The sequence below is a fragment of the Carnobacterium jeotgali MS3 genome (assembly GCF_000745125.1).
Taxonomy (GTDB): Bacteria; Bacillota; Bacilli; order Lactobacillales; family Carnobacteriaceae; genus Carnobacterium_B; species Carnobacterium_B jeotgali.
In genome coordinates, this window is record NZ_JQNF01000005.1 from 472,888 (window position 1) to 486,804 (window position 13,917).

General features: G+C 34.2%; 13 protein-coding genes. 12 read left to right on the forward strand and 1 reads right to left on the reverse strand.

All coding sequences use genetic code 11. The annotated features are described in order from the left end of the window. The first annotated feature begins 371 nt into the window (after positions 1-371). From BP18_RS04750 to BP18_RS04790, 9 genes are all read left to right on the forward strand, one after another. A complete protein-coding gene (locus tag BP18_RS04750; protein ID WP_029278057.1) occupies positions 372-1,250 on the forward strand; it encodes a helix-turn-helix domain-containing protein in 879 nt (292 codons plus the stop codon). Further along, positions 1,243-2,691, forward strand: coding sequence for a RecQ family ATP-dependent DNA helicase (locus tag BP18_RS04755; protein ID WP_029278058.1), 1,449 nt, complete (start codon positions 1,243-1,245; stop codon positions 2,689-2,691). Before BP18_RS04750 ends, BP18_RS04755 begins: the two co-directional genes overlap by 8 nt. Positions 2,692-2,752: 61 nt before the next feature. Continuing rightward, entirely contained in the window at positions 2,753-3,358 is a 606-nt protein-coding gene (locus tag BP18_RS04760; RefSeq protein ID WP_007725903.1) for a LysM peptidoglycan-binding domain-containing protein, read from the forward strand. A 90-nt stretch (positions 3,359-3,448) separates the two neighbouring features. Then, complete coding sequence (gene cmk, locus BP18_RS04765; protein WP_007725906.1) at positions 3,449-4,126, forward strand: (d)CMP kinase; 678 nt, start codon at positions 3,449-3,451, stop codon at positions 4,124-4,126. 103 nt (positions 4,127-4,229) lie between these two features. Continuing rightward, positions 4,230-5,450 carry a 30S ribosomal protein S1 gene (rpsA, locus tag BP18_RS04770; protein ID WP_029278060.1) on the forward strand — a complete coding sequence of 407 codons (1,221 nt, stop codon included), beginning with the start codon at positions 4,230-4,232 and terminating at the stop codon, positions 5,448-5,450. Between the two features lie 187 nt (positions 5,451-5,637). After that, a complete protein-coding gene (gene der / locus BP18_RS04775) occupies positions 5,638-6,951 on the forward strand; it encodes a ribosome biogenesis GTPase Der (RefSeq protein WP_035050379.1) in 1,314 nt (437 codons plus the stop codon). 282 nt (positions 6,952-7,233) lie between these two features. Further along, positions 7,234-7,509, forward strand: coding sequence for an HU family DNA-binding protein (locus BP18_RS04780; protein ID WP_013710665.1), 276 nt, complete (start codon positions 7,234-7,236; stop codon positions 7,507-7,509). Positions 7,510-8,039: 530 nt separating this feature from the next. Further along, positions 8,040-9,305: a tetratricopeptide repeat protein gene (locus BP18_RS04785; protein WP_029278066.1), complete on the forward strand. Its 1,266-nt coding sequence runs from the start codon at positions 8,040-8,042 to the stop codon at positions 9,303-9,305. Positions 9,306-9,352: 47 nt separating this feature from the next. After that, positions 9,353-9,928: a ReoY family proteolytic degradation factor gene (locus BP18_RS04790; protein ID WP_007725999.1), complete on the forward strand. Its 576-nt coding sequence runs from the start codon at positions 9,353-9,355 to the stop codon at positions 9,926-9,928. On the opposite strand, the gene BP18_RS04795 is transcribed toward BP18_RS04790, so the two are convergent. Then, on the reverse strand, positions 9,925-10,815 hold the full coding sequence (locus BP18_RS04795) for a YitT family protein (protein ID WP_029278069.1): 891 nt from the start codon (positions 10,813-10,815) through the stop codon (positions 9,925-9,927). The two genes, BP18_RS04790 and BP18_RS04795, sit on opposite strands and share 4 nt — an antisense overlap. 211 nt (positions 10,816-11,026) lie before the next feature. Between BP18_RS04795 and dapB the strand changes: the two genes are divergently transcribed. The 3 genes from dapB to BP18_RS04810 all read left to right on the forward strand — a co-directional run bounded on the left by dapB (position 11,027) and on the right by BP18_RS04810 (position 13,722). Continuing rightward, positions 11,027-11,818 (forward strand): 4-hydroxy-tetrahydrodipicolinate reductase, encoded by a 792-nt coding sequence (dapB, locus tag BP18_RS04800; RefSeq protein ID WP_007724349.1) that lies wholly within the window; start codon positions 11,027-11,029, stop codon positions 11,816-11,818. Then, a complete protein-coding gene (locus BP18_RS04805) occupies positions 11,815-13,017 on the forward strand; it encodes a CCA tRNA nucleotidyltransferase (RefSeq protein ID WP_029278070.1) in 1,203 nt (400 codons plus the stop codon). The genes dapB and BP18_RS04805 overlap by 4 nt, the downstream gene beginning before the upstream one ends. 102 nt (positions 13,018-13,119) lie before the next feature. Beyond that, a complete protein-coding gene (locus BP18_RS04810; RefSeq protein WP_007724353.1) occupies positions 13,120-13,722 on the forward strand; it encodes a nitroreductase family protein in 603 nt (200 codons plus the stop codon). The last annotated feature ends 195 nt before the right edge of the window (positions 13,723-13,917 follow it).

Genomic DNA, 13,917 nt, shown 5'->3' on the forward strand with positions numbered 1-13,917 from the left:
CCGCAAATTAATCGTTTGCGGTTTCTTTTTTTTGTGTACGAGTTAGAATGATGTTATTAATATTTTTTAAAGTTTAGAAAAGAATTCCCTAAAAATGATTATTTTTGGTATATTAGATTTAACGAAGGATCTGTTCGACGATTAATTATTTTTATGCAATCAGAATGTGGGTGAGTGTTTTGGAACAATCGTTATACAGTCAGTATTTTTGTCTTTCATTATATTCTAAAAAGTACCCTATCAAACCTTCAACGCTTTATCACATTTTAGTTGGAAAAAGAACAGCCTCTATCCTATTTAAGGCTCATTCATACCATATTATAAATTTTTTTTCAGTATTCCCTCATTTACAGCGTGAACAGTATGATAAGATGATTCATCATTTTATTGCTAAAGGCTGGATAAAAGCAGCAATAGCCGATGAGGAATTTTATCTCTCTGCACAAGGTGACATTGAAGTAGAAAACTATTTTTCAAATCATTTTTATCCAACAAATTTAAATCAGTTGACCCAAGGGAAAGAAACTAAAGAGTTTTGGAAAAAAGTATTATTTTTAACTCAAGTTCTTTCAGAATTGCGGTATAAAAATAAGCGTTATTTGCCCATTGATAAAGAGTTTAAAACACAGCTTTGGGTAAAAGAGTGGTTAAAGAGAAGCCCATTAGATAAACAAGAACTGGCCATTTCATATGGAAAAGAATGGGTTCAAGTGTTAAAAGAAATGGATTCATTTGATGCAGAAATAATTGTGTCACAATTAACGGGACATGCAAAATTTGGCAAAACAAGTACCCAAATAGCAACCAAATTAGGAATTGAACCAATGGAAGTAGCCTTTCTTCTTCAACATGCTATTAGTCAATTAATGGATAAAATTAATAATAAAAAAGAGTCCTATCCGTTGTTTTATCTGATTTATCAAGAAAGCAGTGGAGATCGATACAGTAGTCTTAGTCAAAGTACTAAATTAACCGCTCATTATTTAGAAAATGGGCGTTCTATTGAAGAAATTGCTATAAAAAGAAAATTAAAGGTGAACACCATTGCGGAACATGTGATTGAATTAGCTATTATCTTCCCGGATTTTGAAGTAGCAAGATTTATACCTCGTGATGAGTATGAACGATTGAATGCACTTTTTAATCGTCATGAAGCAATAAGCTATGAGGAATTGGTAGTAAAAATGCCTCGTGTTCCTTTTTCATGGTACCGTTTGATTCAAGTTGAGAGGAGTCGTACCTTTGAATAATAAAGAACTCATAAAAAGAAATTTAGAGAATTATTTTGGGTATAGCTCTTTTAGAGACGGGCAGGAGGAAGCAATTTTGGCAGCTCTAACAGGCAAGCACACATTGGTCATGCTGCCAACAGGAACGGGTAAGTCCATTTGCTACCAACTGACAGGCTATTGTTTAGAAGGGCTTGTAGTGATCGTTTCCCCATTGTTATCTTTAATGCAAGATCAAGTAGAGCAACTAAAATTAAATGGTGAAAAAAGAGTCGCTGCTATTAACAGTTTGATGGATGCGCACGAAAAAGAATGGGTATTAAACCACTTAATTGATTATAAGTTCATCTTTCTCTCACCGGAGATGCTGCAACAGGAATACGTCATGTCTTGTTTAAAAAGAGTCCCGATTTGTCTTTTTGCAATTGATGAAGCCCATTGTATCTCTCAATGGGGGTTGGATTTTAGACCTGATTATTTAGATTTAGGTCTGATTCGCCAACAATTAAATTTCCCATTAACAATGGCTTTAACCGCTACCGCTACGAAACAGGTCAGAGAAGAAATTTTAACGTCATTGCAAATTGATGATGAAAATACAAAACAGATTGTTTATTCCGTCGACCGATCTAATATTGCTTTTTCGACCATTAATTGTGAGCGTGATAAAAATCAGCAATTAATAAATCATATTCAAAAATTAAAGAAACCAGGAATTATTTATTTTTCTAGTAAGAAAACGGCCGATGAAATTGCTGAATTGATTCGCAGTAAAACAGGTATCGTGGCTGAAAGTTATCATTCAGATGTAGCAGCGGAAGACAAAATTAAAATCCAGCAACAATTTGTTCATGATGAGATCGCTATTATTTGTGCGACGAGTGCTTTTGGGATGGGAATTAATAAAAGTAATATTCGATTTGTCATTCATTACCATTTGCCAGGCAGTCCAGAGGCCTATTTACAAGAAGTTGGACGCTGTGGCAGAGATGGAGAACCAAGCTTAGCGCTTTTATTATATGAACCGGGAGATGGCATAATTCAATTACGTTTACAAGAATATACCTTGCCAACTATTGACATGTTGGAATATGGTTATAAAAAAGGCGTGATACCAGAAGGCAGCTGCAGTCCTACCCAAAAGCAATTAATAGAAAATTATTTAAAAGCTAAAATAACGATTGATGCTGCTAAAAATCAAGTGAAGAGTAGAACGCTTTATAAACAACAGCAATTATATTACATGATCGATTATGCTGAAACCTCAAGTTGCAAAAGAGCTTTTTTATTGCATTACTTTGAAGAAAAATTGAAGAGTAAACCTAAATGTTGTTGCTCTAACTGTAATTTAGAACTAGCTGACTTTTATGAGAAAGCTGATTTGGAAAAAGAAACAATAATGATGAAAGAAAAAAATTGGGAAGAAATTTTAACTGAATTGTTTTTAATTGGAAATAAATAAGACAATTCTATGTAAAAATGATACAATAATAATGATTTTGGTTTAGGAGGAGTACTATAAAATGAGTAAAAAAAATTCTAAAAATAACCCTAAAAAAGAAAAAGTCTGGGATCGTAAATTTGATGATGATGATAGTTTAGTGGACGATAAGTATTCTAGAACAGCTAGAAAAAAAGCGAAGAGAAGCGTGCATCCAGTTATAACATCATTAGTAATTTTCTTAGCCTTGATTATTATTTTGCCGACCGCAGCGTATTTTTGGTGGTCTAAGGAAGACAGTGGATCCAATAAAACGCTAAACGCTTCTGAAGAAAGAATGATCATCACAAAAAACAGCAGCAGCGAACTAAGCAGTTCAAAAACAGCTGAGTCAGAAGCGGAATCGGAAGTTTCTTCTGAAAGTACTCAAGAGGAATCATCTGAAAGTGAAGCACCAGAACCAGAAGCACCAGTTGTAGAAGAACCAGAGTCACAAGTAGCAGAGGAACCAATCGTAGAACCTGAACCTGAAGTGGTTGAGGAAACAACGAATACTTATACTGTTAAAGCAGGAGATAACCTTTATCGAATCGCGTTGAACCATAATATGACAACAGATGAATTAAAATCTTTAAATGGTATATCAGGTGATTCGGTCAGTGTAGGAACTGTTTTAAAAGTAAATTAAAAATTAAGTAAAGCCTCATCTTTATAATTGGCGCTAAGGCTAGGGTAACCTAGCCTTTTTAATATGAAATAAGAAAGTAGGACAAAAAAATTGGAAAAAACAATAAAAATTGCAATTGATGGTCCGGCATCTGCTGGAAAAAGTACGGTCGCTAAAATAGTAGCAGTGGAACTAGGTTACATATATTGCGATACTGGAGCAATGTACCGGGCATTAACGTATCAAGCACTGGAAAAAAATATTGCAGTAACAGATGAAGAACAACTCGTAAAATTGTTAAAAGAGATGACAATCTCTTTCGAACCGAATGGTGACAATCAAAAAGTATTTGTGAATGGCCAAGAAGTTACAGATGCTATTCGTTTACCAAATGTAACTAATTTAGTTTCAGCTGTTTCAGCACATGGTGAAGTGAGAGCAGAACTAGTTAAACGACAACAAGAAATCGCTTCGCATGGCGGAGTTGTTATGGATGGTAGAGATATTGGGACTGCCGTATTGCCAACAGCAGAAGTTAAAATATTCCTTGTAGCAAGTGTTGCTGAACGAGCTCAAAGACGCTACAAAGAAAATATGAGTAAAGGGATAGAAACGTCATTAGACGTTTTGCAGCAAGAAATTGCTGAGCGAGATTACAAAGATTCTCATCGTGAAGTATCACCGCTTATCCAAGCTGAAGATGCGATTCTTTTAGACACAACAAGTTTATCTATTGAACAAGTTGCTGAAAAAATCAGACAAATTATCCAAACTAAACTTAAAAAATAGAGTTCTTTTTATCTTTTCAAACGTTTTTGTGGCAATATTTTGAAATATTGGTTAAAATATAAGGAGAAGGAATTTTATTGGCTAGTTATAGGAGGGCAAACATATGACGGAAAATGAAAAAAACCACGAAGTCGAAGAACAAGAATCAATGATGGATGCAATGAACAGTGTTCAAGAAATCAATATTGGTGATGTTGTTAAAGGTGAAATTTTAACTATTCAAGATAATAAGCAAGCAATAGTGGGTATTATTGGTGGCGGAGTTGAAGGGGTCATTCCTAACAATGAATTGTCAGCTGCCCCATTTGAAAACGTAACCGATATCGTAAATGTTGGCGATATTGTTGATTTAGTAGTAATTAAAGAGATTAAAGAAAAAGAAAATGGCAGTTATTTGCTATCTAAGCGTCGGATTGATGCTAAAAAAGTTTGGGAAAAAATTCAAAAAGAATTTGATGAAGGAACAATTATTGAAGCACCGGTTAAAGAAGTCGTAAAAGGTGGTTTAGTAGTAGATGTCGGAGTCAGAGGTTTTGTACCCGCTTCTATGGTAGATGTTCATTTTGTAGAAGACTTTTCTAGTTACAAAGGACAAACTTTAAAATTTAAAATCGTAGAAATTGAACCAAGTGAGAACCGTTTGATTCTTTCTCATAAGGCTGTTGTTGAAGCTGAAAACGAAGATAAGAAAAAAGATGTATTGAATCATTTGGTTGAAGGTGAAACGGTAACTGGGAAAATCGCTCGTTTAACAAACTTTGGAGCCTTCATTGATCTTGGTGGAGTAGATGGACTAGTTCACATTTCGCAAATTGCTTATGAACACGTTAAAAATCCTGCAGATGTGCTAACTGTTGGGGAAGAAGTAAAAGTTAAAATACTTTCTGTAAATGAAGAAGAAGGCCGTATTTCACTTTCTATTAAAGAAACGTTGCCTGGACCATGGGACAATATCGAAGAACGTGCAGCAGTAGGTTCTGTTTTAAGCGGATTAGTTAAACGTCTAACAAGTTTTGGCGCTTTTGTTGAAGTATTTCCAGGGGTTGAAGGATTAGTTCATATTTCACAGATTTCACACAATCACATCGCAACACCTCATGAAATTTTAAGTGAAGGCGATGAAATTAAAGTGAAAGTCTTAGAAGTAAATCCAACAGATCAACGTCTTTCTTTAAGTATAAAAGCACTTGAAGAAAAACCTAATAATCCAAAAGAAAAACAAGAAGAAACGAATTATGATTTACCTGAAGAAGATACAGGGTTTACATTAGGCGATATTCTTGGAGATCAATTGTCTGATATCACAACAAGTGAAGACAATTAATACCTCTTTTTAAAAAGGACATGTGGGCAATTTCTGTTCCATGTCTTTTTTTTTGCTGTTTTCAACAAAAAAAGCTCAAATTTATAAAGTATTTATGAGAGTTTGCCTTATTCCTTAAGCAAAAGCTTGCATGTTTTAAGGTATTTCTATAAACTAACTAGAGAATATAAAAAAGGAGGCAAAAACAATGGCAAAACCAGTTGTAGCCATCGTTGGTCGCCCTAACGTAGGAAAATCAACTATTTTTAATCGTATTGTTGGAGAACGTATCTCAATTGTAGAAGATGTATCAGGGGTAACTCGTGATCGTATTTATGCACCAGCAGAATGGTTAGGAAAAGAATTTAACGTGATTGATACAGGTGGGATCGATTTAGGTGATGAACCATTTTTAGAACAAATTAAACACCAAGCTGAAATAGCAATGGATGAAGCAGATGTGATTATTTTTATCACAAGTGTAAAAGAACACATTACGGATGCAGATGAGAATGTAGCAAGAATTCTTTACCGTACAAAAAAACCAGTCTTATTAGCAATTAATAAAGTAGATAATCCAGAAATGCGTAACGATATTTTTGATTTTTATGCTTTAGGATTAGGTGAACCTTTCCCTATTTCAGGAAGTCATGGACTAGGAATTGGAGATTTATTGGATGCAGCTATCAGCCACTTCCCAGATGAATCAGAAGAAGAATATGATGATTCTGTTATAAAATTCAGTTTGATTGGTAGACCAAATGTTGGGAAATCTTCCCTTGTAAATGCTATGTTGGGAGAAGACCGAGTAATTGTTTCAAGTGTCGCAGGAACAACTCGTGATGCAATCGATACAGCTTTTGTTGGCGAAGATGGATCTGAGTTTGTGATGATCGATACAGCAGGAATGCGTAAAAAAGGGAAAGTTTATGAAAATACTGAAAAATATAGTGTTTTAAGAGCCCTTAGAGCGATTGAACGCTCAGATGTCGTTTTAGTTGTATTAAATGCTGAAGAAGGTATTAGAGAGCAAGATAAAAAAGTTGCTGGATATGCCCATGAAGCTGGTAAAGGAATTATCATTGTTGTAAACAAATGGGATACTCTTGATAAAGATAACCATACAATGAAAAAATTCGAAGAACAAATCAGAAGCGAATTTTTATATTTGAGTTATGCGCCGATTATTTTCGTGTCAGCTTTAACGAAACAACGTCTAAATAAACTTCCTGAAATTATTGAGCGAGTAAGTATGAACCAAAACTTACGTATTCAATCAGCAGTTTTAAATGAAGTAATTCTAGATTCAGTTGCTATGAATCCTACTCCAACAGATAAAGGAAAAAGATTGCGTATATACTATGCTACTCAAGTGGCTGTTAAACCGCCAACATTTGTAGTATTTGTTAATGAACCAGAAATGATGCATTTTTCTTACGCTCGTTTCTTGGAAAATCGTATTCGAGACGCCTTTACTTTTGAAGGAACACCGATTCATCTAATTGTAAGAAGAAGAAAATAAAAACAAACAGGTAAGAATAAATTCAACATTTTAACACAACTCTTAAGGGGTTTCAAATAATTTATTGAATATTTGGAAAATGCTTACGAATATCAGCTAATACAGTAAAAATCATTGCAGTATCAGTATTTGTATGATATCTTTTTAAATGAAATGTCATTTAGAATTACTAATTTTACATTTCGCAATGATTCATTTTTGGGCCACTCAAAAATGTCTAAATGATGTTTATTTGTTTTAAATAATGCATCAATTCTTCTTTCCGAGGGAGGTGAAATACACATGGCTAACAAAGCAGAATTAATCGAAAACGTTGCAACTTCAACAGGTCTTACTAAAAAAGATGCAACTTCAGCAGTAGATGCTGTTTTTGAATCAATTCAAACTTCATTAAGTGAAGGTGAAAAAGTTCAAATTATTGGTTTTGGTAACTTTGAAGTTCGCGATCGTGCTGCACGTAAAGGTCGTAACCCTCAAACAGGGGAAGAAATCCAAATTGCTGCAAGCAAAGTACCTGCATTCAAACCAGGTAAAGCTCTTAAAGACGCAGTTAAATAATACAGTACTTAAAACCCCTGAGAAATCAGGGGTTTTTGCTGTTTTATAGGGTAGACGTTTCTAAAACTAGCAAAAAAACAGCATTTTTTACAAATCGCTCTTTTCCAACTGTTCAACAATGTTTGGTTTCAACTAACTAGTGACGTGAGTATAGATACGATTTGTGATATCTACATCCTCATGACCAACTTTATTCATAATTGTGTTTAAAGGTACAGTCTTTTCGGCTAAAAACGACCCTTAAGAGGGACTGGAGATGCAAGGGTATAGAAGCTTGTCGTTCAACTCAACTCGTTCTCCGGCGCATTTTAGGGCTATATAAGGAGTGTGATTTTGAATTGGCATACCGTTTATAATGTTAAAGGACAATACGGTTGAGGTTACACTAATCGTATTGTCCTTTATTTTGTTTAACGTAAGGTATACTATTTTATCAGTTAGTGCACTAAGCAAAACAGGCGGGTTCTAATCCTGTTTATTTGTGTTAAAATAGAGTATATAGAAGATTGTTAATGAAAGAGGTTTTTGAGATGTCAAATGGACAAATGATGATTGAGTCACTTCAAAAGAATCAGTTAGAAGAAGCAATGGATTATTTTGAAGAAGCTATAAAACAAGATACAGATGAAGAACTTTATGTTCTAGCAGATTCTCTTTATCACCTTGGTTTTTTAAATGAAATTAAACGAATAAACTTACACTTACTTGAACGATATCCTGAAGACGATGAATTGAGAGTTGGTCTGGCAGAAATAGCTATTGAAGCAAATGAATTAGAAACAGCCATGGATTGGTTGTTAGAAGTAGCAGAAGAGAGCCCAGTTTATCCTCAAACGTTGCTCGTTTTAGCGGATTTGTATCAAGTTCAAGGTCTTTATGAAGTCAGTGAGCAAAAGTTGCTTAAAGCTAAAGAAATTGTGCCTGATGAATCGGTTATAGACTTTGCACTAGCAGAGTTGCATTTTTCTATGGGTAAATATGCTCAGGCGATTCATGGCTACGAAGAATTAATGGCTCAAGGACTTACGGAATTCTCTGGTATTAATCTTGCAGCTCGTTGTGGTAGCTCGTATAGTGCTTTAGGTGATCTTGAACAAGCTATTTTATATTTAGAACAGAGTTTAGAAGAGAAAGAAAATATTGATACATTGTTCCAACTAGGTTTTTCTTATCTACAAGACAAACAATACCGTCGTTCAATTGAAACGTTGAATAAATTAAAAGAATTAGATCCAAGTTATACTTCCTTGTATCCTTATTTAGCTAAAGGATTAGAAGAAGAAAATGAATTAGATAAGGCTTTAGAAACGGTCAAAGAAGGTTTACGAGTAGATCAATACAACTATGAATTGTTCTACTATGGGGCAGATATAGCAATCAAATTAGAAAATGAAACTTTGGCAGAAGATTATTATTTAAAAGCTATTCAACTTGCTCCAGAGAATGCAAGTGTACAACTTGCTTATACCAATTTGTTGTTGCAACAAGAACGGTACGATGAAACAGTTGAGTTAATCCAAAAAGTTCTGATTCAAAATGAAGTCGATCCCCAATTCTATTGGAATTTAGCATTAGCAAATGAAGGGTTAGAAGAATATCCTGCCGCAGGAACAGCTTACCAAAAGGCATATCCAGCTTTACGTCAAAATAAAGATTTCTTGAAATCGTATATTTATTTCCTACGAGAAGAGGGAGAACGTCTGATTATTAAAGACGTCTTAAATGATTACTTGCTTATTGAACCAACAGATGCGGAAATATTAGAAATTTTAGAGGAAATAAATAGCAACTATTAAATTATTAAGTTATAATGAGAAAAAGGGTAAGATAGGGAGGTATTTACATGAACATCCAAATTTCTTTAGATGATAAAAAGATTTTTCTTGGCTGGTTTTTAGACAGATACCAATTAAAAAGACGAGAATCTATGTGGATACTAAACTACTTACTAAATCATGATATTGTTTTAAATAAAGTCCACTTTATTGAAGCTGTAGAAAAAACGCCAAGAGGTATGGTTATGTCAACAACGGAGATGGACAGCGAACCTTTTTTATTTTATAAAAAAGGAACAGTATTTAGTGACCCAGAACAGGCTTTCCATGAAGTTAGATTAAATTGGCAAGAAGAAATGTACATTGAGTTAATTTTTTCGAATCCTTGGAAGTCAGCGGAATATCTAACGGTATTAGAAGATAACCCTTACTATAAATGGAATGAAACGATCAGTCCCAAACTGATTGAAGAAGTTGAATTAGCATTAGAGACGTTATCTTTAACCGAACGCAAGCAAAATACGTTACATCAAATTGATTTATCTTTAGAAGAAGATGATCGTGAAAGATTTATTCAATTATCCAATCAGTTAAAAGAAATTGAAGAAGATTTAAAGAATGAACAAAAAAAGCCAAACCATTAAAGGTTGGCTTTTTTTTTGAAAAGAGGTTGTTTAGGTTTGGGATCAAATGAAAATCCTTCACCTAAAACTTCATGTACTGTCAGGAGCGAAAGAAAAGCTTTCGGGTCTATTTCGTGAATAATTCTTTTGGCCATCACTATTTCATGACTTCCCAAAACACAATACAAAACTTTTTTTTCTTCTTTTGAATAAGCTCCTTCAGCTTTAAAGAAAGTTACCCCACGTTCCATTTCAATCATAATATTTTCTGCAATCGTGTCATTTTTATCTGAAATAATTAATAATCCTCTTGCAGCATAAGATCCGTCTTGCATGAAATCAACAATTTTAGAAAATACATAAGAAGCAAGTAAGGTATACATCATATGAGGTAAATCTATGTAACTAAGCGATAATGTAAGAATGAACACATCAAAGATTAGCAATGTTTTCCCCATTGAAATGCCTTTTTTCTTTTCTAAAATTCGAGCAAGTATATCGCTACCACCTGTTGTTCCACCAGAACGGTAAATCATACCACTGCCTATACCGCCGCATAACCCCGCTAAAATCCCAGCTATGAAAAGGTCATTTTCCAGATTAATCATTAAGGGTGTTCTTTGCCAGATATATAAAAAGAAAGAAAGCATAGCCGTTCCATATATTGTATAGATCAATGAGCGATTGCCCAACATTTTCCATCCAATCAAAATGGTTGGAATATTCAATAATAATGTAGAAAGCGCTGGATCAATTCGGAACCAATACCTTAACAACAGTGAGACACCAGTCATACCGCCTTCCGCTAATTCATTCGCGATGTTGATGTACACTAAACCAAATGCATAAAGCGCACAGCCAATTGTTATAATAAGTATATCTTTTACTGCTATTTTTTCATTTACCATATCTTCACTCCTGATTTCATTTATCTTATAAAGAATACATTTTTTTTTGAAAACAAGCAACAAGTCTTGCAACCTTCTCACTTTTTGGTAGACTTAGAGGGTGAGATGCCAGTAAAATGAAGGACAGAATACTTGTTTGGCATAGGCGATGACTAACGTCAAAATAAAATTTAAGTAGCGGTTGAAAAACCGATTGAGAGGACAGGATGAAATGATTAAAATCGTTGTTGCAGGTTTTAAAGGTAAAATGGGATTAACAGCCACAAAAATGGTGCTAGAAAATGAAAAGTTTTCATTAGTGGGTGTATTGGATCCTCATTCTTTAGAAAAGAATTTAAATGAGATGAGCGATTTTACAAACGTGGATGTGCGTGTTTTTCAAGATAAAGAAGAATTGGTAAAGGAAGTTCAAGCAGATGTATGGATTGATTTTACTATCCCAGCTGTTGCCTATAAAAATACTTGTTTCGCTTTAGAACACGGGATTCGTCCAGTCGTTGGGACAACAGGTTTTACAGAGAAAGAAGTTAAAGAAGTTCAAAGTTTGGCTAAAGAAAAAAATATCGGAGGGTTAATCGCACCTAATTTTGCTATTGGCGCTGTTTTAATGATGGAATTTGCTGCTAAAGCATCTAAATATTTCCCTGATGTTGAGATAACTGAAATGCATCATGACAACAAGTTGGATGCTCCCAGCGGTACAGCGATAAAAACAGCTGAAATGATTTTTGCGGAACGAGGATACCATGAACAAGGAAACCCTGAAGAAAAAGAATTAATTAAAGGTGCACGTGGAGCTGATTACGAAGGCATGAAAATTCATAGTGTGCGTTTACCTGGTCTAGTTGCTCATCAACAAGTTCAGTTCGGAAGTGTTGGAGAAGGCCTATTGATTCGCCACGATTCATTTGACCGCTCTTCATTTATGACTGGTGTTGCTTTAGGTTGCGAAAAGGTCATGACATTAAATGAGTTAGCTTATGGATTGGAAAATCTTTTATGATTTTGTTCGATCCTCAGTTTAAACAAGCATTACCGATTATTGATAAAATAGAAGAAGCAGGCTTCGAGGCATACTTTGTAGGTGGAAGTGTGCGGGATACATTATTAAAAGAAACAATTAATGATGTAGATATCGCCACTAGTGCAAAACCAGATGAAATTAAACAAATATTTCAAAAAACAATTGATGTAGGAATTGAACATGGGACTGTAATGGTTTTATGGAAAGATGCGACGTATGAAATTACGACTTTTAGAACAGAGTCAACCTATCAAGATTTTAGACGACCGGATAATGTTGAATTTGTTCGTTCTTTAAAAGAAGATTTAAAACGACGAGATTTTACCATCAATGCATTAGCTATGAATCGGGATGGTCAAATCATTGATTATTTCGAAGGTCAGACAGATTTAGAAAAGAAACTAATCAAAGCGGTTGGGAATCCTGAGGAACGTTTCTTTGAGGACGCTTTGCGTATGATGCGTGGAGTGCGTTTTGTTAGTCAATTGAACTTTGAAATGGACCGTGAAACAGAGCTTGCCATTCAAAAAAATCATCCTTTACTTGAGAAGATAGCCATTGAGCGTATTCAAGTTGAATTTACAAAGCTTCTTTTAGGAAGTGGCAGAAAAAAAGGGTTAGAATTATTTATTCGAACTAATTTATTTTATTATTGTCCAGGATTGAAAGACCAGAAAAAAGCATTAGAAGAATTTGCTAAATTAGAATGTACAATCGATAATCGCATCGTTGCTTGGACAATGTTGATTTATTATCTGAGCAAGTCCAAACCAGCTAGTGAAGCTGAGCCGTTTTTAAGAGCCTGGAAATGCTCAAAAAAAGAAATTGCTCAGGTGAGGTCTGCACTATTTGCTTTAGAACAACGGTTGAATGATACCTTCAACAGCCAAGTTCTTTACCAAGTAGGGTTACCGATAGCTTTAGATGTTGAAAAAATAATGGCTTGTTTAGGACATACTGCTAGTTTTGAGCGAATTCACTCTATGTACCAAGGTTTGCCGATTTATAATAAAAAAGAAATTAAAATAAACGGCAATGATTTACAAGCAGCATTAAATAGAAAACCAGGAAAATGGCTAGGAGATTTGATGATAGAAATGGAAGCAGCTATTTTAGCTGGCGAATTAGTTAACGAAAAACAAGCTATCCTTGAATGGGCCACTCATAAGGAAAAATAAAACTTTAAAAAAACTTTCACAAAAATTAACAAAAAGGTTTACTAACAAAAAATAAGTTGTTATACTTATTGAGTAAGTTATTTTTAAGGAGGAATTTTAATTATGGAAAATCAATTCACAAAATTATTAGAAGAACGTCGTTCAATTTATTCTTTAGGAAAGTCTGTTACTTTATCTGAAGACGAAATTGTTGGATTAGTAGCTAAAGCTGTTAAAGAAAGCCCATCATCATTTAATTCACAAACTTCACGTGCAGTTGTTTTATTTGGAGCTGCTCATAACAAAGTTTGGGATATTACTGAAGAAGTTTTACTTAAAGCTGTTCCAGAAGGACAAGATTTCACTCCAACTAAACAAAAAATAGAAAGTTTCCGTGCTGCATTTGGTACGATTTTATTCTTCGAGGATACAAGTATTGTTAAAGCTTTACAAAAACAATTTGCATTGTATGCAGATAACTTCCCTATTTGGTCTGAACAATCTACTGGTATCGCACAAAACTCTGTATGGACAGCATTAGCTGTTGAAAATATTGGAGGAAGCTTGCAACATTACAATCCATTAATCGATAGTGCAGTTCAAGCAGAATGGAACCTTTCTGCAGACTGGAAATTAACTGGACAAATGCCAATTGGATCTATTGAAGCTCCAGCTGGTGAAAAAGAATACATGGATGATTCTGCTAGAGTTCTTGTATTTAAATAATTTTTAGCCACTAAACTGTTGTTAAAATGAATAAGAGAAGGAATGGAAAAGTTGGTGAACTTTCTATTCCTTCTTTTTTAAATTCGATTGTTAAAATAATCACAAATAATGGAGTTAAGTGTTTACATTCATCTATTTTATGGTAAAATAGATTTATCGAAAGAATCACAAACTTTTCGTTTAATAAAAGTAAAA

Coding starts and splice junctions, on each gene's coding strand:
- BP18_RS04785 (WP_029278066.1), top strand. CDS start 8,040: ATGTCAAATGGACAAATGATGATTGAGTCACTTCAAAAGAATCAGTTA.
- BP18_RS04805 (WP_029278070.1), top strand. CDS start 11,815: ATGATTTTGTTCGATCCTCAGTTTAAACAAGCATTACCGATTATTGAT.
- BP18_RS04750 (WP_029278057.1), top strand. CDS start 372: ATGATTCATCATTTTATTGCTAAAGGCTGGATAAAAGCAGCAATAGCC.
- der (WP_035050379.1), top strand. CDS start 5,638: ATGGCAAAACCAGTTGTAGCCATCGTTGGTCGCCCTAACGTAGGAAAA.
- BP18_RS04810 (WP_007724353.1), top strand. CDS start 13,120: ATGGAAAATCAATTCACAAAATTATTAGAAGAACGTCGTTCAATTTAT.
- rpsA (WP_029278060.1), top strand. CDS start 4,230: ATGACGGAAAATGAAAAAAACCACGAAGTCGAAGAACAAGAATCAATG.
- BP18_RS04780 (WP_013710665.1), top strand. CDS start 7,234: ATGGCTAACAAAGCAGAATTAATCGAAAACGTTGCAACTTCAACAGGT.
- BP18_RS04795 (WP_029278069.1), bottom strand. CDS start 10,815: ATGGTAAATGAAAAAATAGCAGTAAAAGATATACTTATTATAACAATT.
- BP18_RS04760 (WP_007725903.1), top strand. CDS start 2,753: ATGAGTAAAAAAAATTCTAAAAATAACCCTAAAAAAGAAAAAGTCTGG.
- dapB (WP_007724349.1), top strand. CDS start 11,027: ATGATTAAAATCGTTGTTGCAGGTTTTAAAGGTAAAATGGGATTAACA.
- BP18_RS04790 (WP_007725999.1), top strand. CDS start 9,353: ATGAACATCCAAATTTCTTTAGATGATAAAAAGATTTTTCTTGGCTGG.